At 61.2% G+C, this 19,010-nt stretch carries 18 protein-coding genes; 7 read left to right on the top strand and 11 right to left on the bottom strand.

Going from position 1 to position 19,010, the window contains the following annotated elements:
- Positions 1-53: 53 nt before the first annotated feature.
- Entirely contained in the window at positions 54-656 is a 603-nt protein-coding gene (locus tag HDE80_RS18880; RefSeq protein WP_184673450.1) for a glutathione S-transferase family protein, read from the bottom strand.
- A 321-nt stretch (positions 657-977) separates the two neighbouring features.
- Between HDE80_RS18880 and HDE80_RS18875 the strand changes: the two genes are divergently transcribed.
- Genes HDE80_RS18875 through HDE80_RS18865 form a run of 3 tightly spaced genes read left to right on the top strand, consistent with a single transcriptional unit; the run spans position 978 to position 2,424 of the window.
- Complete coding sequence (locus tag HDE80_RS18875; protein WP_184673448.1) at positions 978-1,670, top strand: DUF2239 family protein; 693 nt, start codon at positions 978-980, stop codon at positions 1,668-1,670.
- Positions 1,667-2,074 carry a DUF2239 family protein gene (locus HDE80_RS18870; RefSeq protein ID WP_184673446.1) on the top strand — a complete coding sequence of 136 codons (408 nt, stop codon included), beginning with the start codon at positions 1,667-1,669 and terminating at the stop codon, positions 2,072-2,074. Before HDE80_RS18875 ends, HDE80_RS18870 begins: the two co-directional genes overlap by 4 nt.
- A complete protein-coding gene (locus tag HDE80_RS18865) occupies positions 2,071-2,424 on the top strand; it encodes a GIY-YIG nuclease family protein (RefSeq protein ID WP_184673444.1) in 354 nt (117 codons plus the stop codon). Before HDE80_RS18870 ends, HDE80_RS18865 begins: the two co-directional genes overlap by 4 nt.
- A gap of 68 nt (positions 2,425-2,492) precedes the next feature.
- On the opposite strand, the gene pip is transcribed toward HDE80_RS18865, so the two are convergent.
- The 5 genes from pip to HDE80_RS18840 all read right to left on the bottom strand — a co-directional run bounded on the left by pip (position 2,493) and on the right by HDE80_RS18840 (position 8,963).
- A complete protein-coding gene (gene pip / locus HDE80_RS18860) occupies positions 2,493-3,443 on the bottom strand; it encodes a prolyl aminopeptidase (RefSeq protein ID WP_184673442.1) in 951 nt (316 codons plus the stop codon).
- A 29-nt stretch (positions 3,444-3,472) separates the two neighbouring features.
- A complete protein-coding gene (gene acpA, locus HDE80_RS18855; RefSeq protein ID WP_184673441.1) occupies positions 3,473-5,194 on the bottom strand; it encodes an acid phosphatase in 1,722 nt (573 codons plus the stop codon).
- 29 nt (positions 5,195-5,223) lie between these two features.
- On the bottom strand, positions 5,224-6,780 hold the full coding sequence (locus HDE80_RS18850; RefSeq protein ID WP_184673439.1) for a peptidase S10: 1,557 nt from the start codon (positions 6,778-6,780) through the stop codon (positions 5,224-5,226).
- Positions 6,781-6,810: 30 nt separating this feature from the next.
- Positions 6,811-8,382 (bottom strand): peptidase S10, encoded by a 1,572-nt coding sequence (locus HDE80_RS18845; RefSeq protein ID WP_184673437.1) that lies wholly within the window; start codon positions 8,380-8,382, stop codon positions 6,811-6,813.
- 95 nt (positions 8,383-8,477) lie between these two features.
- Positions 8,478-8,963, bottom strand: coding sequence for an Lrp/AsnC family transcriptional regulator (locus tag HDE80_RS18840; protein WP_184673435.1), 486 nt, complete (start codon positions 8,961-8,963; stop codon positions 8,478-8,480).
- Between the two features lie 124 nt (positions 8,964-9,087).
- On the opposite strand from HDE80_RS18840, the gene HDE80_RS18835 reads away from it, so the two are divergent.
- From HDE80_RS18835 to HDE80_RS18820, 4 genes are all read left to right on the top strand, one after another.
- Positions 9,088-10,017 (top strand): DMT family transporter, encoded by a 930-nt coding sequence (locus HDE80_RS18835; RefSeq protein WP_184600325.1) that lies wholly within the window; start codon positions 9,088-9,090, stop codon positions 10,015-10,017.
- Between the two features lie 70 nt (positions 10,018-10,087).
- On the top strand, positions 10,088-10,921 hold the full coding sequence (locus tag HDE80_RS18830; protein ID WP_184600326.1) for a PhzF family phenazine biosynthesis protein: 834 nt from the start codon (positions 10,088-10,090) through the stop codon (positions 10,919-10,921).
- 75 nt (positions 10,922-10,996) lie between these two features.
- A complete protein-coding gene (locus HDE80_RS18825; protein ID WP_184600327.1) occupies positions 10,997-11,302 on the top strand; it encodes an NIPSNAP family protein in 306 nt (101 codons plus the stop codon).
- 75 nt (positions 11,303-11,377) lie between these two features.
- The gene (locus tag HDE80_RS18820; protein ID WP_184673433.1) at positions 11,378-11,917 is read left to right on the top strand and encodes a molybdopterin-dependent oxidoreductase; all 540 of its coding nucleotides are present in this window, start codon (positions 11,378-11,380) and stop codon (positions 11,915-11,917) included.
- Positions 11,918-11,958: 41 nt separating this feature from the next.
- Here HDE80_RS18820 and HDE80_RS18815 read toward each other — a convergent pair whose 3' ends face one another.
- The 5 genes from HDE80_RS18815 to HDE80_RS18795 all read right to left on the bottom strand — a co-directional run bounded on the left by HDE80_RS18815 (position 11,959) and on the right by HDE80_RS18795 (position 18,735).
- Complete coding sequence (locus HDE80_RS18815) at positions 11,959-12,597, bottom strand: Pr6Pr family membrane protein (RefSeq protein ID WP_184673431.1); 639 nt, start codon at positions 12,595-12,597, stop codon at positions 11,959-11,961.
- A gap of 10 nt (positions 12,598-12,607) precedes the next feature.
- A complete protein-coding gene (gene ubiE, locus HDE80_RS18810; protein ID WP_184673429.1) occupies positions 12,608-13,375 on the bottom strand; it encodes a bifunctional demethylmenaquinone methyltransferase/2-methoxy-6-polyprenyl-1,4-benzoquinol methylase UbiE in 768 nt (255 codons plus the stop codon).
- A gap of 145 nt (positions 13,376-13,520) precedes the next feature.
- On the bottom strand, positions 13,521-14,882 hold the full coding sequence (locus HDE80_RS18805; RefSeq protein WP_184673427.1) for an amidohydrolase family protein: 1,362 nt from the start codon (positions 14,880-14,882) through the stop codon (positions 13,521-13,523).
- Between the two features lie 102 nt (positions 14,883-14,984).
- Positions 14,985-17,714, bottom strand: a complete 2,730-nt coding sequence (plsB, locus tag HDE80_RS18800) for a glycerol-3-phosphate 1-O-acyltransferase PlsB (RefSeq protein ID WP_184673425.1) — start codon at positions 17,712-17,714, stop codon at positions 14,985-14,987.
- Positions 17,715-17,739: 25 nt separating this feature from the next.
- Positions 17,740-18,735 (bottom strand): hypothetical protein, encoded by a 996-nt coding sequence (locus HDE80_RS18795; protein WP_184673423.1) that lies wholly within the window; start codon positions 18,733-18,735, stop codon positions 17,740-17,742.
- Positions 18,736-19,010 lie beyond the last annotated feature (275 nt).

Here is a 19,010-nt window from a genome sequence, read left to right as displayed (position 1 = left end):
CCACTGCCGGGTTCAAGGCCGCCTGTGACGGAAGGCCTGTCTAGGCCGCAGACTCATCCGGGCGGGACGAGAAAACCTGGCTGAGCCTCAACGCGTGTGATCCAGGCACGAAAGTGCGGGTAGGGTTCCAGCGGCACGCCGACATCCTCGGCGCAAGTGGCGTAGGCGAACAGGGCCATATCGGCGACGGTGTAATGCGAATTGGCGATGAACGGCCTCGTCGCCAGCTGATGATCCAGAATGGTGAGCGCGCGCTGCGCCACTGTGCGCATGTTTTCGATCAACTCGGGTGAACGTTTCTGCCATTCGCCGGCATGCATCCAGTAGCGCAGCGTGCCAATTCTGGATTCCACCTGTTCCTGCTCGAAGCTCAGCCACTGCAAAACCGTCGCCCGTTCGAACGAATCGTCCGGCAGATAGGGTGTGCCATCGGCGAGATACACCAGAATCGCGTTCGACTCGGCCAATGTGCGCCCATCGTCAAGCTGGATCGCGGGCACCTTGCCGGTGGGGTTGATACGAAGGTATTCGGCACGCTGGCCTTCGCCCTCGAAAATATCCACCGACACCGCTCGGTACGACTGACCCAAGTGCTGGAGCAGCAGGCGAACCTTCCATGCATTGCGGGAGAGTGGATAACTGAACAGGGTTAGCATCGTTGGGACAAATCGTATGGCAATAGCTTTATGAGTCGTTTGTGCGGACAAAGTGCCGGATATTCAAACCTTGCCGCGAGCTAATGTTCGTTCTGTTTGAGCTGGCATCGGTCAGCACGATATAGAGCACCTCTCGCCATACATCGGCAAGATCGCAGGCATTCTTGACCGGGCAGATGATGTCGTCGTGATCGTGGATGAGGGTGAGGACGCGGCCGGTTTTGTCGAAGTCGTGCCGCAGGCGACTTAAATTTATCCGGGTGTTATTTACTTTTAATTATACCCGGATATAATTAGTGTCTTCTAAGCCGGGATATTCCGATGACAAGCGCGCTTTTGCCTTCCTGGACGTGTTTTGACGGGTACGACCGCATAGCATCTGGTCCACTTCAGGCGGTCGCGATGGCGGTGAAACATGCCATCGAAAGGGGCGCTGTTGGTCCGGTACTCGTCTTCGACGACACCTCTGGCCAGCAGATCGATATCGACACGAGGGGGACGGATGAAGAAGTGGCCACCCGGTTTGCAAACACGGGGGCAATGGATGGAGGCGAAGGGACGGCACAGCATGGTCTCTCTGCACTTCCCACGGAACATTCGGCTGGATTGTCGCTTCCGGCCGACCAACGCCGGGGACGGGGGCGACCGAAATTGGGCGTTGTGGCCCGAGAGGTAACGCTGTTACCACGGCATTGGGAATGGCTGGCGGCACAGCCCGGCGGTACGTCCGTGGCTTTGCGCAAACTGGTCGAGGAAGCACGGCGCGTTCATGGTCACAAAGACAAAGCTCGCAAAGCACAAGAGCGCGCCTACAGTTTCATGTCTGCACTGGCGGGAAACCTCGCGGGTTTTGAGGATGCTGCTCGAGCACTGTTTGCGGACGATCGGCCCAGGCTGGATGGACTCATTGCCAGTTGGCCGCAAGACGTGCGTGACCATGTCATCCGGCTTGCCTCCAGCGAGGGTACGCAAGTCTCGCCATCAAAGCCGGATGAAAGGGCAGCCGCCAAATGACGAATCCTTCTCAGAAAACAGCCGTCCAAACCACGGACTCACTCGCGCCAGCCAGACTTCAGCAGGTGAGTCGCAACGTAACGATGCTGCCTCGTCATTGGGAATGGCTGGCTCTTCAGTCACGCAGTGCAAGCGGGACACTGCGCCTGTTGATCGACGACGCGCGTCGCGACCGAGACGGTGCGCACCGTGTGCGGGAATCGAAAGAGAAGTGCTATCAGTTCATGCGCGACATGGCCGGTAATCGACCTCATTTCGAAGAAGCGATTCGAGCCCTGTTTGCAGCCAATGCTGCCCTGTTCCACGAGAAAATTGCCCTATGGCCTGCAGCTATCCGGGAGGAAATCAGCATCCTGTCAGCGCCGGTATGGGCAAGCGTTACTGAAGCGGAGAGTGGGTCGTGACGGACAAGGCCCGAAGAAAAGATCTCAAATTGGCCTACAAACTGGCCTTGCCGCGAATGGGCATCTTCTCCATCAGTAACGCGATCACTGGCAGGATGCTGCTGGATCAAAGCACCAACCTGACAGGTTCGTTGAATCGCCATCGGATGGAGCTTCAATTGGGCGTCCACCGAAATTCGTTATTGATGGCGGATTGGCGTGAATACGGGGAAGCACGATTCGCGTTCGAGGTGGTCGAACAAATCCAGGAACGCCCCGAACCTGATTTCGACTACGGGGCGGAACTCGTGCGACGGATAGCATTCTGGCGAGCGAGGATACCTCTCGGCTCGTCAGGTTCTTACCTTTGAAGCAGCTGGTATCGGTAGTTCCGCTTTTCTGTTGGTACCCATGGTCTGAAAACGGTGCAGAAAGTTATCTAGACGTAGCGATCCGCCAGCCGCTCCGTGGCCTGTACCAACTGATCGACGATCGCCGGCTCCGACGCGGCGTGTCCGGCCAGCACGATATGCAGTTCGGCTTCGGGCCACACTGCCGCAAGATCGCAGGCGTTTTTCACCGGGCAGATGATGTCGTAGCGGCCGTGGATGATGGTGGTGGGGATGTGGCGAATCTTGTCGACGTCGCGCAGCAGCTGATCGGGTTCAAGCCAGCAGTGGTTGCGGAAGTAATGCGCTTCGATGCGCGCCAAACTCACGGCAACTTCGGGCGCGGAAAAACTGGCTTCGGTTTCGGGGCTTTCGGCCAGCGTGATCGCGCCACCTTCCCACGCGCCCCATGCTTTTGCGGCGGCGAGGCGAACGGATTCATCGTCCGAGGTGAGTCGGCGCCAGTAGGCTTCCATCATCTGGCCGCGTTCGTCGGCAGGAATGGCGTCGGCGTAGCGCTGCCATTTTTCCGGCAGGATCCATGACGCGCCGCCTTCCTCGTAGAACCAGCGAATCTCCGCGGGCCGGCACAGGAAGATGCCGCGTAGCACGAGTCCGAGCACGCGCTCGGGATGTGTCTGCGCATACGCCAGCGCCAGTGTGGAACCCCACGAGCCGCCGAACACCCCCCAGCGTTCGATGCCTAGTTGTTCGCGGATGGTTTCGATATCGGCGACCAGATGCCAGGTGGTGTTGTCGGTGAGATCGGCGAACGGCGTCGATTGCCCGGCACCGCGCTGATCGAACAATACGATGCGGTAGCGTGCCGGATCGAAGAAGCGCCGGTGATAGGTGGCCAGACCTGCACCTGGTCCGCCGTGCAGAAACACCACGGGCAGTCCATCGGGATTGCCGCACTCTTCCACGCGCAGCGTATGCAGGGCATCGACGGCGATATGTTGCGTGCGGTACGGCTCGATCTCGGGATACATCTCGCGCATGGTCAACGTTCGGCTTCCGTCAATGGTTGTCAGGTGGTCGGGAAATGCAGCGCGGCTATGAGATCGCCCGGCGCCGGGCCACCGGCCGCAACCATCGCGTCCTCGCGCATTTTCAGTCCTGGCAGTTTCTCAAGTCCGAAGCGTCGCGTGATGAAGCGTGCGATCGAGCCGGTGTCGTAGATGGTGTGATCCACGTGGCCGCGTTTGGCAAACGGTGACACGACGATGGCTGGGATGCGCGTGCCGGGCCCCCAGCGATCGCCCTTGGGCGGTGCGACATGATCCCACCAGCCACCATTCTCGTCGACCGTGATCACCACCAGCATGTTCGGCCACTGCGGACTTTTCTGCAGCGCATCGACCATCCGCGCGAGGTGACGATCGCCGGCTTCGATGTCGGACGAACCGGCGTGCATATTGAGATTGCCTTGCGGTTTGTAGAACGTCACCGGTGGCAATTTGCCGGCGGCGACGTCGACCAGAAAACGATTTCCCGGCGCGGTTTCGCCCAGCCCACCATCGCGCAGGTGCTGGCGTCGCGCCTCGCTGCCCGGTGCAAGGTTGACGTAATAATTGAACGGCTGGTGATGCGGTTGAAAGTTGGGTTCGTCCGGATAGTTGTCGAGCGGGCCATCACCGTGTCCATCGAGCGCTGCCTGCCACGCGCCGCCGTACCAGGCCCAATCCACCGATTTGGCCGACAGCATGTCGCCGAGATGCTTGTGCGTCTGCGGCGGGCAGGTGGCGGGATTGCTGGTATCGGCGAACGCCGGATTATGCGGATCGATCTTGAAACTGGGTGAGTACGGCGGCCCCATGGTGTTCACGGCCCAGAAATCCGGCGTGAGCATATTGGCGGTGACAAACTTGGCTTTGCCATCCATCGCGCTGGCGGGTGAATCATCGGTCAGTTTGAGTCGATGGTCGGTGGCTTCACCACTCTCGGTCACCGCGATCCTCGCCTTGGCCACGCTCTGTTTCGCGTTCGGATAGAACGGCGGCTGCGCGGCGATCAGGTATTGATGATTGAGGAACGAGCCGCCAAACGCACCCATGAAGAAGTTGTCGCACAGGGTGTACTGCTCGGCCAGCCGCCACAGTCGCAGGTTGACCGAGCTGTCACCGTAATGGCCCATCAGCATGGCGCCGCTGTCGCCCCAGGCGACGAAGCAATCGTTTTTTCCACCGTTGATCTGTAGCTGATTCTGATAGAACGCGTGAATCAGATCACGGGTTACCAGGCCGTGTGGCAATGGTTCGCCATCCGGCGTGTGCAACGCGAACGGTGCGTTGGGCAGGCCGGTGATATCGGCTTCGCCAATCTGGTAAGCACGATGATTCACCACCTGCTTGTGCGGCACCAGACCTTGCCAGATCGGCGGCAACGTCTGTAGTAGATCGCCGTTGCGATCGCGCTGCAGATAGTCGTCAGGCTTCAGCGCGCTGAGCGGTTTCTCCAGCCCGGGGAAATCGGCGAACAGGTTATTGAAGCTGCGATTTTCCGCGTAGAGCACCACCACGGTATGGATGTGCTCACGCAGCAGCGCATCCAGCGCGCCATCGGGCAATGGATGCGTTGAGTCAGATGCAGAGACGCTGGCCACATGACCGCCAGCGATTGCCGCACCCGTACCACCGAGCGCTACGCCGACTCCCGCGATGGCCATTCCGCCAAGCAGGCGGCGGCGCTGTGGGTTGGGCAGATGCTCGTCGTTGGCGACGGGTGGTATGTCGGAAGGTTTGTCAGTCATTTGATCAATTACCGCGCTGGTGTGGCGTTTCAGGACTTCGGTACGGTCTCGTCATAGAAGCGCGACAGATCGGCCCTCACCTGCTTCAGTGCATCCACGTCGAAATAAATCATGTGGCCGGAGGGATAAAAACCGAATTCGATGTTCTTGCTGATCGACGGATCCAGGCCGAGGTGGCCGAGATCGAATTGCGTTGCGTAAAAGGGCGTCGCCAGATCGTAATAGCCGTTCGCCGAGAACACTTTCAAATGCGGGTTGCGTCGCATCGCTGCAGCCAGGTCGGAGCCGACATACGGCGCCTGGGTGAAGCCGTGGCCTGCGCTGCGCTTCCAGTCCCAGCCGACGTTGATTACGCCATAGTTATTGGGAAGGTACGGACGCTCTTCGCTGAACTTCAGCTGGTCGCTGGCGTACTGGTTGAACGCGGCGAGGTAGGCGCCGGTGGCCGCATCGCTGGCGGCGTCGCCCTCGGGTGTCTCACCTGCCGCATCGGGATCGATGCCTTCGAAACGGCCGTCCAGACGGCCAACCGTGCGGCGCTTATCGCGTAGCAGCTCCTTGCGGAATCTGCTGGGATCGATGCGCAGATTGGCGTCCTTGATGTAGGTCGGCGACAGGCCAATGTACTGGCTCAGTTGATTGGCGACGCGATCGGTCTCGGCCGGCGTGATGGCGTCGCCCTTGGTCAGGGCCAGGGTGTAGTCGGTATTGGCGAACTGGCGCACGCCGGCGAGGAAGCTCGCGATGTCCGCAGGCTTGTTGGGAACCTTGTCGTGATACCAGGCAATCGCCGCCTCGGTTGGCAGGTTGACGATAAAGGCGTGGTCGTCGCCGGTGTTGGCCCAGACGTTGAAGTCGAGGATCGACGACATCAGCACCACACCATTGAACTCCATGCCCTGTTCCTGCAGTACCTTCACCAGCACGGCCGAGCGCGTGGTGCCGTAGCTTTCGCCGAACAGGAACTTCGGCGAGTTCCAGCGATGGTTGGTGCTGACGTAGCGCGTGATGAATTTCGCGAATGCGTCGGCATCCTGATCGATGCCGTAGAAATTCTTGCCTTCGGCGCCGCCGACCAGTTGCGAGTAGCCGGTGCCCGGCGCGTCGATGAAGACCAGGTCGGTCTTGTCGAGCAGGCTGTCGTCGTTGGCTACGGTCTGGTATGGCGGTGGCGGAATCGGTTGGTCACCCTTGTTGGCCACGCGCACCGGGCCGAACGAACCCATGTGCAACCACATGCTCGAGGAGCCCGGGCCGCCGTTGTACATGAAGGTCACCGGCCGCTTGCCCGGCTTGCCGTCGTCGACCGTGTAAGCAACATAGAAAAAGCTGACGGTCGGTTTGTCCTTGTCGTCCTTGATCAGCAACGTGCCAGCGGTGGCCTTGTAGTTGATGGTGCGGCCGCCGATGCGCACGCTGTGCTTGGTCACCACGCTGCGTTCGGGCGGAATCGGCTGGACATCTTTTTTGCTGTCCTTGTCGCTCTGCGCTTTGGCGTCGGCTGGCTTGTCGTCGTCGGCGTGCACGGCACTGCCGAGCGTCAACAGCAGGGCAAGGGCGAAGGGGGCGAGAATCTGTTTACGCATGGCGATCATTCCGTTTCGATAGGGTGCGGATCAACGCGCGGGTGCGGCGTGATCGTAGAAGCCCGACAAGTCGGTCTTCAGCTGCTTCAGGGCATCGGTGTTGAGATAGATCATGTGACCCGACGGGTAATACAGAAACTGCAGGTTGCCGCGCAGCGTCGGGTCGAGGTTCATGTGCGCCAGATCGTATTCAGTGATGAAGAACGGTGTGGCGAAATCGTAATAACCGTTGACCGACAATACTTTCAGGCCGGGGTTGGTACGCATCGCATGCGCCAGATCACCGGCCACATACGCCGTTGGCAGGGGGCGGTGCTGGTCGGCGACCTTGTGCTTCCAGTCCCAGTCCTTGCTGATGTCGCCAAAGGTGGGGCGGTAATCCAGGTCGCTGTGGTATTTCAGCTGGCCGTCCAGATAATCGTGGAACGCGCTGACGAAGGCGCCGCTGATGCCACTGTCGGAGGCGTCGTAGTCGGGGGTCTCGCCAGCGGCGTCAGGATCGATGCCGGTGAAGCGGCTGTCGTAGCGGCCCAGCGTCAGGCGCTGGTCGCGCAGCAGCTCCTTGCGGAAGCGGCCGAGGTCGATGCGCAGGTTGGCCTCTTCGATGAATTGCACCGATAGCCCAGTATAGGCGGCGAGCTGACGCGCCACGGCGTCGCGCTGGTTGTCCGGCAGGTTCTGTCCCTGCGCCAGCGCGGCGGCGTATGGGCCGCGTGCGAACGTGCGTACCTGCTCGAGGAATGCCTTGAGATCCGCCGGCTTGTTCGAAATCTTGTTGTGGAACCAGGCCGCGGCGGCGTAGCTCGGCAGGTAGCCGATGTAGATCTCGTCATAGCCGGGCAGGCGGATACCGTAGTTGAGGATCGACGACATGATGATCACGCCGTTGAAACTCATGCCCTGGTCCTGCAGCGCATCGACCAGTGCCGCCGATCGCGTGGTGCCGTAGCTTTCGCCATACAGGAATTTTGGCGAGTTCCAGCGCTTGTTGATGCTGACGTAGCGCTGGATTGCGCGGCTGAACGCGGAAATGTCCTGATCGACGCCCCAGAAATCCTTGCCGGTGGCCTTGCCCAGTGGGCGCGAATAGCCGGTGCCGATGGCGTCAATAAACACCAGGTCGGTTTTGTCGAGCAGGCTGTCGCTATTGGGTACCAGATGGTACGGCGCCGCTCCGGTTGCTTCGGGGCTGGCGGTTTCGATACGCACCGGAGCGAACGAGCCCATGTGCAACCACACGCTCGAGGAGCCCGGGCCACCGTTGTAGAGGAACGTTACCGGCCGTTTTTCGGCCTTGGCGCCATCGATCCCGCCGCCATCGACGGTGTAAGCCACGTAGAACACGCTGGCCTGTGGCTGGCCCTTGTCGTCGCGGATGATCAGTGTGCCGGCGGTGGCTGTGTACTTGATCGTGTGGCCGCCGATGCTGACGCTGTGCTGTGTGCGGGTAGCGTTTTCGGTGCTCGGTGCCGTGGCGTCGTCTGTCGCGTGTTTTTTGCTGGCGTCGTTCTTGTCCGGTGCCGGCGTGTCATCGGCGTGGCTGGGGATGATCGGTGCCAGCGCAAGAGCGCCGGCCAGCAGCAAGGAAGTCAGGTAACGCATGGAAGCCCCGTTTCAACAAATCGTCTTCGAAGTATGCGTGGCGTGCCGCGATCGCGACCGTGACAAAAGTACTGGGTGCAAGTGTGTTGCGGCCCCTACCGCGACAACTCGTGCGCCACGTTCCACATCGCGCGGGTCAAGGGGCGATGTTCGTGGGGGGTCTGCAGCACGATCATGGTGATGGTGCTGATGCCCAGCTTCAGCAGCCGGTCGATCACCGCTTCCAGATGGGTCACCGACATCGCCACGACATGTAGCAGGGCGGAATCCTCGCCGGCCAGTCGTCGGCAGTCGAGCACTTCCGGGATGTCTTCCACCATGCTGCCGATGCGGGCGCAGGCGGCGCCATCGCAACGGCCACGCACCATCGCGCTGATCGCAAAGCCCAGCTGGCGTGGATCGATGGTGGCGCGATAGCCGCTGATGACGCCGGCTTCCTCCAGCCGCTTGACGCGTTCGGCGACTGCGGGTGCCGATAGCCGCACTATGCGTCCCAGCTCGGCATAGCCGCTGCGCGCATCACGTTGCAAGGCCTCGATCAGCTGCCAGTCCTTGGTATCCAGGGTGATTTTGGATTCCATCGAAGTACCTCCAAATTTTCGTTAGATAAAAGGTCAAGTCGACCAGCGGCCTTCGATTGATTATTCAGAATGGCTCGTTGCATGGCTAGCATGTTCGACTCGATTCTTGCTGGAAGTCTCGGTCATGGATACCCACGAACGTCTGGATGGCCCCGCGCTGGGGGCGATTGCGGTGACCTTGCTGACCTGGTCGTCCGCCTATGCAGCAATCGCCTATGCGTTGCCGGCGTTCACCCCTGGCCAGGTTGCGTTTGGACGCTTGTTGATTGGCTCGATCTGTTTCGGGCTGTTGCTGGCGGTGAAGCGGGTGCCCATGCCGGCGCGACGCGACTGGCCGCTGGTCGCGTTGCTGGGGGTGATTGGCATGACCGTGTACCACCTCTGCCTGTGTCTCGCCGAGACCCGTATAGCCAGCGGCACCGCCGCCATCCTGATCTCGCTGGTACCGGCCGCCACCACCGCGCTGTCGGCGATCTGGCTGGGCGAGCGCTTCAGCCCGCGCGCCTTGGTCGGCCTGCTGATCGCACTGGCGGGTGTGGTGCTGGTGGTGTTGGCCAGTGGCAAGCAGGTGACGTTCCAGCCGATGGCGGCCCTGGTCTTGGTCTGTGTGGTCTGCTCGGCGATATTTTTCGTGCGGCAGAAGCCGTTGTTCGCCCGCAGCAGCATGCTGGGGGTAACAGCGGCAACCTTTTTTGCGGCGACCCTGGCCGCACTGCCCTTCAGTCTGCCGGGGCTACAGCAGCATGTCATGGCGGCGAGCGCGGAGCGCTGGATGGCGCTGTTGTGGCTGGGCATCGCACCGACCTTTGTCGGCTACATCGCATGGAATACCGCTTTGAAGCGCGCGCCAGCGTCGCAGGTCAGCAGTTTCATCTATCTATCGCCGCCGATCGCCGTGCTGATCGGCTGGTTGTGGCTGGATGAGCGCCCCACGGCGCTGACCCTGCTGGGCGGTGCGATCACCCTGGCCGGCGTCGTGCTGACCAACTGGAAGCGCAAGGTGGTCGCAGTGGCTGTGCCACCGACGCTGGTCAACGGTGCGGTTGAATCGTAGTTGCGGCATCCCGCTGCAAGGTAGTTTCTGCAAGCCCCTATCCATGCGATGACTGCAACGGAGAGAGATGATGAGCGTACTGAGAATCGCCGCGTTTTCGGATGGGGACAATGGCGGCAATCCGGCCGGCGTTCTGATTGACGATGATTTTCCGCATGAATCCGAGATGCAAAGGATTGCTGCCGAGGTCGGATACTCCGAGACCGTTTTTGCAGTTCCGACAGGAACAGGCTGGCGTGTGCGTTATTTCTCGCCGGAATCCGAAGTGCCATTCTGTGGCCATGCGACCATTGCGCTGGGCGTCGCGCTTGCCCGCAAACACGGCGATGGTGTGTTCGCCCTGAGCCTCAATCAAGCCGAGATCACTGTCGAGGGACGGCAGGTCGGTGAAGGCATGACTGCTGCTCTACAGTCTCCGCCCACGCGCAGTGAGTCGGCGCCGGCTCACCTGGTGTCGGAAGCACTCCACTTGTTCGGCTATACACCGGATGAGCTTGATCCCCGCATTCCGCCTGCGCTGGTTCATGGCGGGGCGAATCATCTGGTCCTGGCCTTGAACAATCGTCAGGCGCTCGCTGCCATGAAATACGACCTCGATGTCGGTCGCCGGTTGATGCAGCGCGCTGGCTTGGTGACCATTCTGCTGGCCTACGCCGAGACGCCACAGCGTTTCCACACCCGCAATCCGTTCGCTTCCGGCGGCGTCTACGAGGACCCTGCCACCGGTGCGGCGACCGCCGCGCTGGCCGGTTACCTGCGCGATCTCGGATGGCCTCACGACGGCGCCATCGATATCGTGCAGGGCGAGGACATGGGCATGCGTTCGCGCCTGCGCGCTGAGATCGGTGCCACGCCAGGCAGTTCGATCCGGGTGTCCGGCAGCGCAAGGATCATTCCCATCTGATCATTCCCATCGGATCAGCCCCGATCTGATCAACCTTCATGCCGCTTGGCGGCGATCCACCCTCGGAGCAAGTCGTTGGTCACCTGTTACCTGCGCTACGTCATCGATCCCGTTAGGCTCGCCGAGTTCGAGCACTATGCATCGCTGTGGATTCCATTGGTCGCTCGCTTTGGCGGTACGCATCATGGTTATTTCATGCCATCGGAAGGCGCCAACAACATCGCGCTGGCGCTTTTCAGCTTTCCTTCGCTGGCAGATTACGAGGACTACCGCACTCGTTCCCTCGCGGACCCAGCTTGTCAGGCTGCTTTCCAGTACGCGCGGGACACCGCATGCATCGTGAGTTACGAGCGGAGTTTCTTCCGGCCAATGTTTGGGTAGCGGTATGGCATCGCAGTGCGTGCATCGGTCTGCGATGCATGGTGAGATGATGGCCCGAACCAACAGGACCATTGCATGCGCCGCCAATCTGCCTTCACGAGCCGCCTTCGGCGCCGTGTCTGCCTGAATCTGTTCGGATGCCTGTTCGCTCTATCTGCGTTGTCCGCAGTGTCATCCGTAGCCGCCGCCAGCATCGCAGTAAGCGGCGAACTCGGCCATCCGCTGACACTCGATGCCGCCGTGTTGGCGACGCTGCCGCGGGTAAGCGTGCAGGCCAGCGAGCATGGTGTCAGCGGCACATGGTCGGGCGTGTCGCTCAGTACGATTCTGACCGCCGCTGGCGTGCCGTTAGGTGAGGCGCTGCGTGGCAAGAACATGACGTTGTATGTGCGCATCATCGCCGCCGACGGTTATCGCGTGGTCTATGCGCTGGCCGAACTCGATCCGCAGTTCCGCGATGAGCCGGTCATCCTCGCTGACCAGCACGATGGCAAGCCGCTGGATACCAAGGAAGGCCCGTTCCGCGTGGTGGCACCAACCGATAAGCGGCCGGCGCGCTGGATTCGCCAGGTGGTGCGCATCGACGTGCTACGTGCGCCGGATGGTGGTAGCTGAGAACGAGCTTCCGATCGTAGGGGATTCTGCGTGACCGGGTATCAGGAAGATCGACGCGCCTGCCAGCGGCCCAGCGCCATCAGCAGTGCAGCCACCACGACAAAGGCCAGCATCACAGCCAATGCGTTGACCAGTACGCGCGGGTAACCCAGCGTTGCCACGTCAATGAAGGGATACGGATACCAGCCGTTCGCCTCACCGCGGATCAGCACGTAGACAAAATACGCCGCGGGATAAATCTGCCAGAAACCGATCTGCCACCAATGCAGCGATGCTTTCGGCACTGCCAGCCACCAGTGCACAACAAACAGCAGCGGCATCACATCGTGCAGGGTCACGTCGGCCAGCCATTGCCATCCCTGCGGTTGCCACAGCCCCCGTAGCAGCAGGTTGTAGACCAGGCTGACGATGACGATGCTCATCGCCACCATCGACTGGACGTCTGGACGTCCAAAGAATCGATTGATTGGGCCGAGCGGCCCAATCGCCCACGCGCTCAGGGCCATCGCGACCAGAAGATTGGTGGTGATCGTGAAGTAGCCGATCCAGAGCCACAGCGCGGACGCCACGCTGCCACTTCTGGCAAGCGTTAATTGAATCGTCAGGCTCAGTTGCAGGACCAGTGCGAACCAACCGAGCAGTGCGGCAATTGCGGCTAAAGCTCGGTGGCGGTTAGCCATGTGTGCGGATTCAGAGCTTGTAAGCCCGATGGATCGCCACGATGCCGCCACTGAGGTTGCGTACTTCCACGCGGCCATAGCCGGCGCGCTCCATCATGCCTTTCAGAGTCTGCTGGTCGGGATGTTTGCGGATCGATTCGGCGAGGTACTGGTAGCTGTTGGCATCGCCGGCAAACAGCTGGCCGAGCTTGGGCAATACCTTGAACGAATGGAAGTCATAGAGCTTGCCGAACAGTTCGCTCTGCACCTTGGAAAATTCCAGCACCAACAAGCGACCGCCCGGCTTGAGTACGCGGAAGATATCCGCCAGCGCCTTGTCCTTGTCGGTGACGTTGCGCAAGCCGAAGGCCATGGTCACGGCGTCGAAGGAGTTGTCGGGGAATGGCAGCACTTCGGCGTTGAGCTGGGCCCAGCGCAGGCCGCTGACCAGGCCGCGATCGGTCATGCGGTCGCGGCCGACACCGAGCATGGCGGCGTTGATGTCGCCGACGACGACTTCACCCGTCTCGCCGATCACCGGTTTGAGCAGCGCAGCGATGTCGCCGGTGCCGCCGGCCAGATCGAGCACACGGTCGCCGCGACGCACGCCGCTGATGGCGACGAAGTGGCGTTTCCACAACCGATGGATGCCGAACGACATCAGATCGTTCATCAGGTCGTAGCTACGCGCGACGGAGGTGAACACTTCACCGACCAGTTTCTGCTTGTCGCCGATCGGCACGTCGCGGAAACCGAAATGGGTGGTCGAGTCGTTGCTGGGTTTGGGCTGCTCGTTCATGCCGACAATGCTACAGGAATGGGGCGTGGCGGGACTTGTTGCCGCAAGGTCGCGTCGGAGCGAACGAGTAGATCATGTCCGTGCGATGTCGGTGTTCGCCTGTGGCTGACCGCCAAACTGCCTGTGGCGGCAAGGTATTCCCTATTCATAACTCGACCGGCTTGCCATCCTGCTTGTAGATCACACCATCCTTCATTACAAAGCTGACGTGCTGCATGGTGGTGATGTCATCGAGCGGATTGCCCGGTACGGCGATGATGTCGGCACCGCGGCCGACGGCAATTTGCCCGAGCTGGTCTTGCTTGTGCAGCAGTTCGGCGGCATGGGTGGTGGCGGCCTGCAACACGAACATCGGCGGCATGCCGGCGTCGACCATGTACTTGAACTCCTTCGCGTTCTGGCCATGCGGATAGACCGCGGCATCGGTGCCGAAGGCTATCTTGACACCGGCCTTGTACGCGCGACCGGCGGTGGCCTGGATGATCGGGCCGACCTGCATGGCCTTGGCGGCGACCTGTGGCGGGTAGTAGCCGGGTATGGCGGCCATTTCTTGCACGTATTTGCCGGCGATGATGGTGGGTACGTACCAGGTGCCATGTTCCTTCATCAGCCGCATGTCCTCGGCGTTCATGAACGTGCCGTGCTCGATCGAATCGACGCCGCCCAGCACCGCGCGACGAATGGCCTCGGCACCGTGCGCATGGGCGGCCACGGTGAAGCCGTAGTCGTGCGCAGCAGCGACCACGGCCTTGATTTCTTCCAGCGTCATCTGCGAATTATCGGCGCTGGCGCTTTCGTCGAGTACGCCACCGGAGGGCATGATCTTGATCAGATCCACACCATCCTTGTAGTGCTGGCGCACGGCCTTCAGGGCATCTTCGGGGCTGTTGATGATGCCGTCGCTGGGACCGCCGTCGCGGGCCAGATCCCGCCGGTAGCCGTCGGTGGGATCGGCATGGCCACCTGTGCTGCCGATGGGTACGCCGGCGGTAAACATGCGCGGTCCCGGCACGATGCCGGCGTTGATGGCGTTGCGCAGGGCGATTGAATCGTTCTGGTTGTCGCCCACGTTGCGCACGCTTGTGAAGCCGGCCAGCAACGTGCGTTTGGCGTAGACGGTGGAGCGTATCGCGTAGTCGGCGATGTTCAAACGAAATTGGTCGGTATATGCGGTGGGGCTGGTCTCGTCAGTGAGATGCGTGTGCGCATCGATCAGGCCTGGCAGGCAGGTGGCTTTGACCATGTTGAGATAATGGAAGCTGCCGCCGGCTTTCATGGCGGCCTGCTGATACGGCTGAATATCCACCGTGCCGGCATGTAGCTCCTTGATGCGGCCGCCATCGACGATCACTGTGGTTTCACCGAGCATCTTGCCGGCCCCACTATCCAGCAGGCGCACGCAATGCAGAACGCTGACGTCGTGATTGGCCGGCAGGTCGGTGGCCATGCTGCCGATCGGAAGCGAGAACATAAGTGTGGCGAGTACAAGCGCACAGCGTACTGTCATGGTGAACTTCCAAGAGATGGGTTCGTCATCTTAGACAGACTCGCACGCATCGTCACGGAGTGTTCGACACCTGGGCTCGTCCGGGAACAGTTGCCGCAGCGACTAGTTGTTGTGCGGCGCGCTGTCGTCCGTTGCCGGTGTCGATACGGCGTGCTGATGTTCGTGTTTATGATGTTCGGTAGCGACGTGGCGATCGTGCAGGTCGGCGCCGGAGGCCTTGGTTAATACGGGTTCGGCTGCAGGCACGGCGCTATCATCGTTGGCTCCGGCCAGCAGGCTTGGCGAGACCGGCACGGTGGCTTCTTCCTCGTCATCCAACTGTGTGCCGCTGGCACCCTCTTTCTCATTGCCGCCGGGCGTGATCTTGAGAATCGAATGGCGTACTTCGCGTGACAGGATCACCCGCGCGTCGCGAACCATGCCTTCGAGCGCGACGTCGTAGTCGAGCTTGCCGGCGTCGTCGGTCCACACCACGCGGCGCTCGCGCAGCTTCTGGATGAAGCCGCGGAACAGCGCCTTGTCGAAGAATTCCGGCGAAGACAATTCCTGCAGCAGGCTCAGCCGTTGTGCGGTGAGCGTGCAGGCGCTTTCGAGCTCGGAACTGGTCAGCGTGTGCGGACCATTCTTGGTCAGCGCGGCAATGGTGATGTAGTAGCGCTCGAAGGCCTGGATCAGGCTGCGTGCAATCACCTTCAGCTGAAATGCGCCGTCATCCTGACCGGCGCTGCGCTCCAGCACACGGCCATCGCCGCTCGATTCGAGCAGGCCACGGCGTACGAAGAAATCGATGGTGTCCTGCAACTGCGTGCCAAAGCCATCGTCGTCCCACGGCAGGAACAGCTCGCCCTGGATGAAGGGGTAGATGATCCGCCCCAGTCGCAGTACCGATGCGCGCGACATGCGCCGATTGTTGAGAAAGCAGCAGGCGACCCAGGCGGCAGCGGCGTTGAGGTGCAACACGTTGTTGCGGAAATAGCTGAGCATCGGCGCCTGTTCGGCGCTGACCGTGAGCACGTCACCGAGCGGATGCTGCACGCGTGCTATCCAGCCCATTTGTTCACCGTAGGCAATGATGCCGGCGGGATTCATTGGCGTCAGTGTGACGCGATCGGAATACGGCAACTCTTCCATCAATGCCTTGCTCAGCGCCAGCTGTTCCAGCAGGTCGCTTTCGGCCATGGCGTGTTTGGGCGTGGCCAGCAATGCGAGCGCCAGCAGGTTGATTGGATTGATGTCGGCCGCGCGGTTGACGTTCACCTGGATTTTTTCGGCCAGCCCGTCCACGACTTTGCGTAGCCAGTCCGGCTTCGCATCCGGGTCAAGTGTGGTCTGGCGCCAGTCGGCACTGGCGGCATCGAGCATCGGGTTCAGTTCGATCGGTTCGCCGAAGTTCAATGCCACGTGGCCATAGCGCTGGCGCAGCACCTTGAGTCCGCGGATCAGTCCGATCAGCGATTCCTTTTCTTTTTTCTTTCCGCTGAGTTCGCCGGCGTAGGACTTGCCCTCCATCAGCTTCTCGTAGCCGATATAGACCGGTTGAAACAGCACCGGTCGGCGCGGTGCGCGCAAGAAGGCGCGTACCGTCATCGAGAGCAGGCCAGCGTGCGGTGTCAGCAGGCGTCCGGTGCGCGAGCGGCCGCCTTCGATGAAGTATTCGATCGGCACGCCGCGATCGATCAGCTGCGCCATGTATTCCTTGAACACGACCGAGTAAAGCGGGTTGCCGGTAAAGCTGCGACGCATGAAGAACGCACCGCCGCGGCGCAGGATCGGCCCGACGACCGGCAGGTCCAGGTTCACGCCGGCCGCGATATGCGGCACGACCACGCCGGATACATGCAGCTGATACGACATCAGCAGATAGTCGGCGTGGCTGCGATGGCTGGGTACGTAGATCACTTCGAAGCCTGGCGCGGCGGCACGGGCCTTGTCGAAGTGGTGCATTGAAATGCCGTCGTACAGCTTGTTCCAGAAGTTGGCCAACAAGAATGAGGCGGAGCGCACCACCGGATGCGAATAGTCGGCGGCGACTTCCATCACCATTTTCTGCGCTTTTTGCCACGCCTTGGCATGCGTGGTTTTTTCCTTGGCCGCCGCTGCTGCAATCGCGGCACGGACTGGCTCGGCGTTGAGCACCGAGTCGACCACCGTGCGTCGATGCGAGAGATCCGGCCCGATCACCGCCGCACGGATGCGGTGGAAATGTGTACGCAGCACACGGGCGATTTTGCGGGTCAGGCGCTCCGGCGCGATCTCGCCGGCTTCGTCCATCGCGCTACGCAACGAGACGGGCGCCGAGAAGTGCACCACCGTGTCGCGCCCATTGAGCAGCAGGGCCAGAAGACGGTGAAAACGGCCGACCATGACCCAGTTTTCGGAGAACAGCACGCGGAACCAGCCGGAGTCGCGGGTCGGTGCGCGACCGACGTAGATCGATACTGGAACGATCTGGATATCGCGGTCGGGCACACCTTCGAGCGAGTGCAGCAATTGCCGCAGCGGTTCGTTCGGGCTGCGCTTGTGGCGGCGTCCGAAGATCCAGCCTTCGCGACGTGTCAGCGCAAACACCGAGCGCTTGCGACGTGTACCGGCCAGCGTCTGCATCGGGCTGGGCAGGCCAGCCTCAAGACAGGCGCGCTGCAGGATCAGCGCATCAGACAGGCTGTCGCGCTCGATCACATAACAGACCGGTGCGCCGGTCTGCAGCAGTGCCGCGGGCTCGGCCGGATCACGGCGGATACGCACCCACGGCTGCAGCAGCTGCCCGGCCAGGTTGAACCACCAGGGGGCACGTTGGCGAGCGGGATGATCCGCGCTGGACATAGTTTGCATCCGCCTATTCTAACGGGTGCGCCGTTTAGTCTTTTGTTGGCGCGCTGCTGATGTGGGCTACAACAGGCGCCGGAGCGCTGCTGCCGCTGGTCGCCGGGACTGCTGCCGACGAGCTGGTTGAAGCCGGAATCGGTGCGGCGCTGGCTGGTTCGCTGAGCTGTTTGTGTGCTTCGCGCACATTGTTGACCATGTCCTCGCTGTACCAGCGGTTGTCCACCTGGATGAGTTTCGATTCACTCGACAACGGCTTGCCGAGCAGGGTGTAGTCGATCTTCACGCGCGCGTGGCCGTTGCTGCTGTCGATCGGTGTCACCTTGACCGAGTCCAGTGTGTCATCCACCGACAGCCCATAGTTCACCAACAGCTGCTTCAGGCCGACATATCCGATCGAGTACTTGCTCATCGTGGTGTCGAAATCCATCGCGTGCAGCTGGTCCGCGCTTTTCAGATCCAGTTTGCGTGCGGTGGTGACGGCAATGTTGACCGTCTGCTTCGCCTTGGTCGGGTTGAACCACGGCGCCTGCTGCGCCCACGGCCCCAGCACGTCGAGTGCGGCATTGGCCTGGGTTTTCTGCTCAGGGCTGAGGCTCTTGCTTTGCACCACGGCATTTTTTGCCAGCGCTTCGCCCACACTGATCAGCACGGGTATCTGATCCTTGTACTTTGATTCCATCGCAGCCAGCTTGGGCTGCAGTTCGGCATAGATCTTGTTCTCCGCATCCGGCCCGGTGAGCTGTTGCATGGCGTCATTGAAGCGGGCGCGATCCTGGTCAGTGACTGGCGGCTGGCTCTGCTGGTGCTTGGCCCAATCGCTGCGCAAGGTGGCGTAGTCCGCCGGCGGCAGCGCGTGCTTCCACAAGGCGTTGAAATCGCCGGCCTTGAGCAGTTCGACCGAGCTTTGCACGGCGGCTTCTGGCGTGCTGCCGCCCGGCTGCGACGGGTCATCCTTGTCGTGGCAGGCGCTCAGAACCAGTGCGGCAAGCAGTGGGAGCAGGGCGTAGTGAAGGGAATGAAGACGCATGGTCAAGTTTCTCGCGGGCGTAGTTAGGCGCAGTGGCGGCGCCAAGGCTGATCAGGGTAGAGGTCGCCGTAGTGCGTAGACAAGAGCGGTGCGAAGGATTTTGCGACCCCGCAAAAAGAAAACCCCGCGGACCGAAGCCTCGCAGGGAAATCCGGCAGAGCCGGAAGGAAATGGCCTTGCCTGCAAATCCAGTGAGGTCAGCAGGTGTTGGCGGAAGAATATTAGTCCCTCACCAAAGTTAAGGCAACACTTTTCTTTAGTTGAGTAATATGTTG

The organism is Rhodanobacter sp. A1T4 (assembly GCF_014207185.1).
Lineage (GTDB): Bacteria > Pseudomonadota > Gammaproteobacteria > Xanthomonadales > Rhodanobacteraceae > Rhodanobacter.
The sequence above is the reverse complement of the archived record's forward strand: the minus strand, read 5'-3'. Positions and strand labels throughout refer to the sequence as shown.

Coding starts and splice junctions, on each gene's coding strand:
- HDE80_RS18880 (WP_184673450.1), bottom strand. CDS start 656: ATGCTAACCCTGTTCAGTTATCCACTCTCCCGCAATGCATGGAAGGTT.
- HDE80_RS18875 (WP_184673448.1), top strand. CDS start 978: ATGACAAGCGCGCTTTTGCCTTCCTGGACGTGTTTTGACGGGTACGAC.
- HDE80_RS18870 (WP_184673446.1), top strand. CDS start 1,667: ATGACGAATCCTTCTCAGAAAACAGCCGTCCAAACCACGGACTCACTC.
- pip (WP_184673442.1), bottom strand. CDS start 3,443: ATGCGCGAGATGTATCCCGAGATCGAGCCGTACCGCACGCAACATATC.
- acpA (WP_184673441.1), bottom strand. CDS start 5,194: ATGACTGACAAACCTTCCGACATACCACCCGTCGCCAACGACGAGCAT.
- HDE80_RS18850 (WP_184673439.1), bottom strand. CDS start 6,780: ATGCGTAAACAGATTCTCGCCCCCTTCGCCCTTGCCCTGCTGTTGACG.
- HDE80_RS18845 (WP_184673437.1), bottom strand. CDS start 8,382: ATGCGTTACCTGACTTCCTTGCTGCTGGCCGGCGCTCTTGCGCTGGCA.
- HDE80_RS18840 (WP_184673435.1), bottom strand. CDS start 8,963: ATGGAATCCAAAATCACCCTGGATACCAAGGACTGGCAGCTGATCGAG.
- HDE80_RS18835 (WP_184600325.1), top strand. CDS start 9,088: ATGGATACCCACGAACGTCTGGATGGCCCCGCGCTGGGGGCGATTGCG.
- HDE80_RS18830 (WP_184600326.1), top strand. CDS start 10,088: ATGAGCGTACTGAGAATCGCCGCGTTTTCGGATGGGGACAATGGCGGC.
- HDE80_RS18820 (WP_184673433.1), top strand. CDS start 11,378: ATGCGCCGCCAATCTGCCTTCACGAGCCGCCTTCGGCGCCGTGTCTGC.
- HDE80_RS18815 (WP_184673431.1), bottom strand. CDS start 12,597: ATGGCTAACCGCCACCGAGCTTTAGCCGCAATTGCCGCACTGCTCGGT.
- ubiE (WP_184673429.1), bottom strand. CDS start 13,375: ATGAACGAGCAGCCCAAACCCAGCAACGACTCGACCACCCATTTCGGT.
- HDE80_RS18805 (WP_184673427.1), bottom strand. CDS start 14,882: ATGACAGTACGCTGTGCGCTTGTACTCGCCACACTTATGTTCTCGCTT.
- plsB (WP_184673425.1), bottom strand. CDS start 17,714: ATGCAAACTATGTCCAGCGCGGATCATCCCGCTCGCCAACGTGCCCCC.
- HDE80_RS18795 (WP_184673423.1), bottom strand. CDS start 18,735: ATGCGTCTTCATTCCCTTCACTACGCCCTGCTCCCACTGCTTGCCGCA.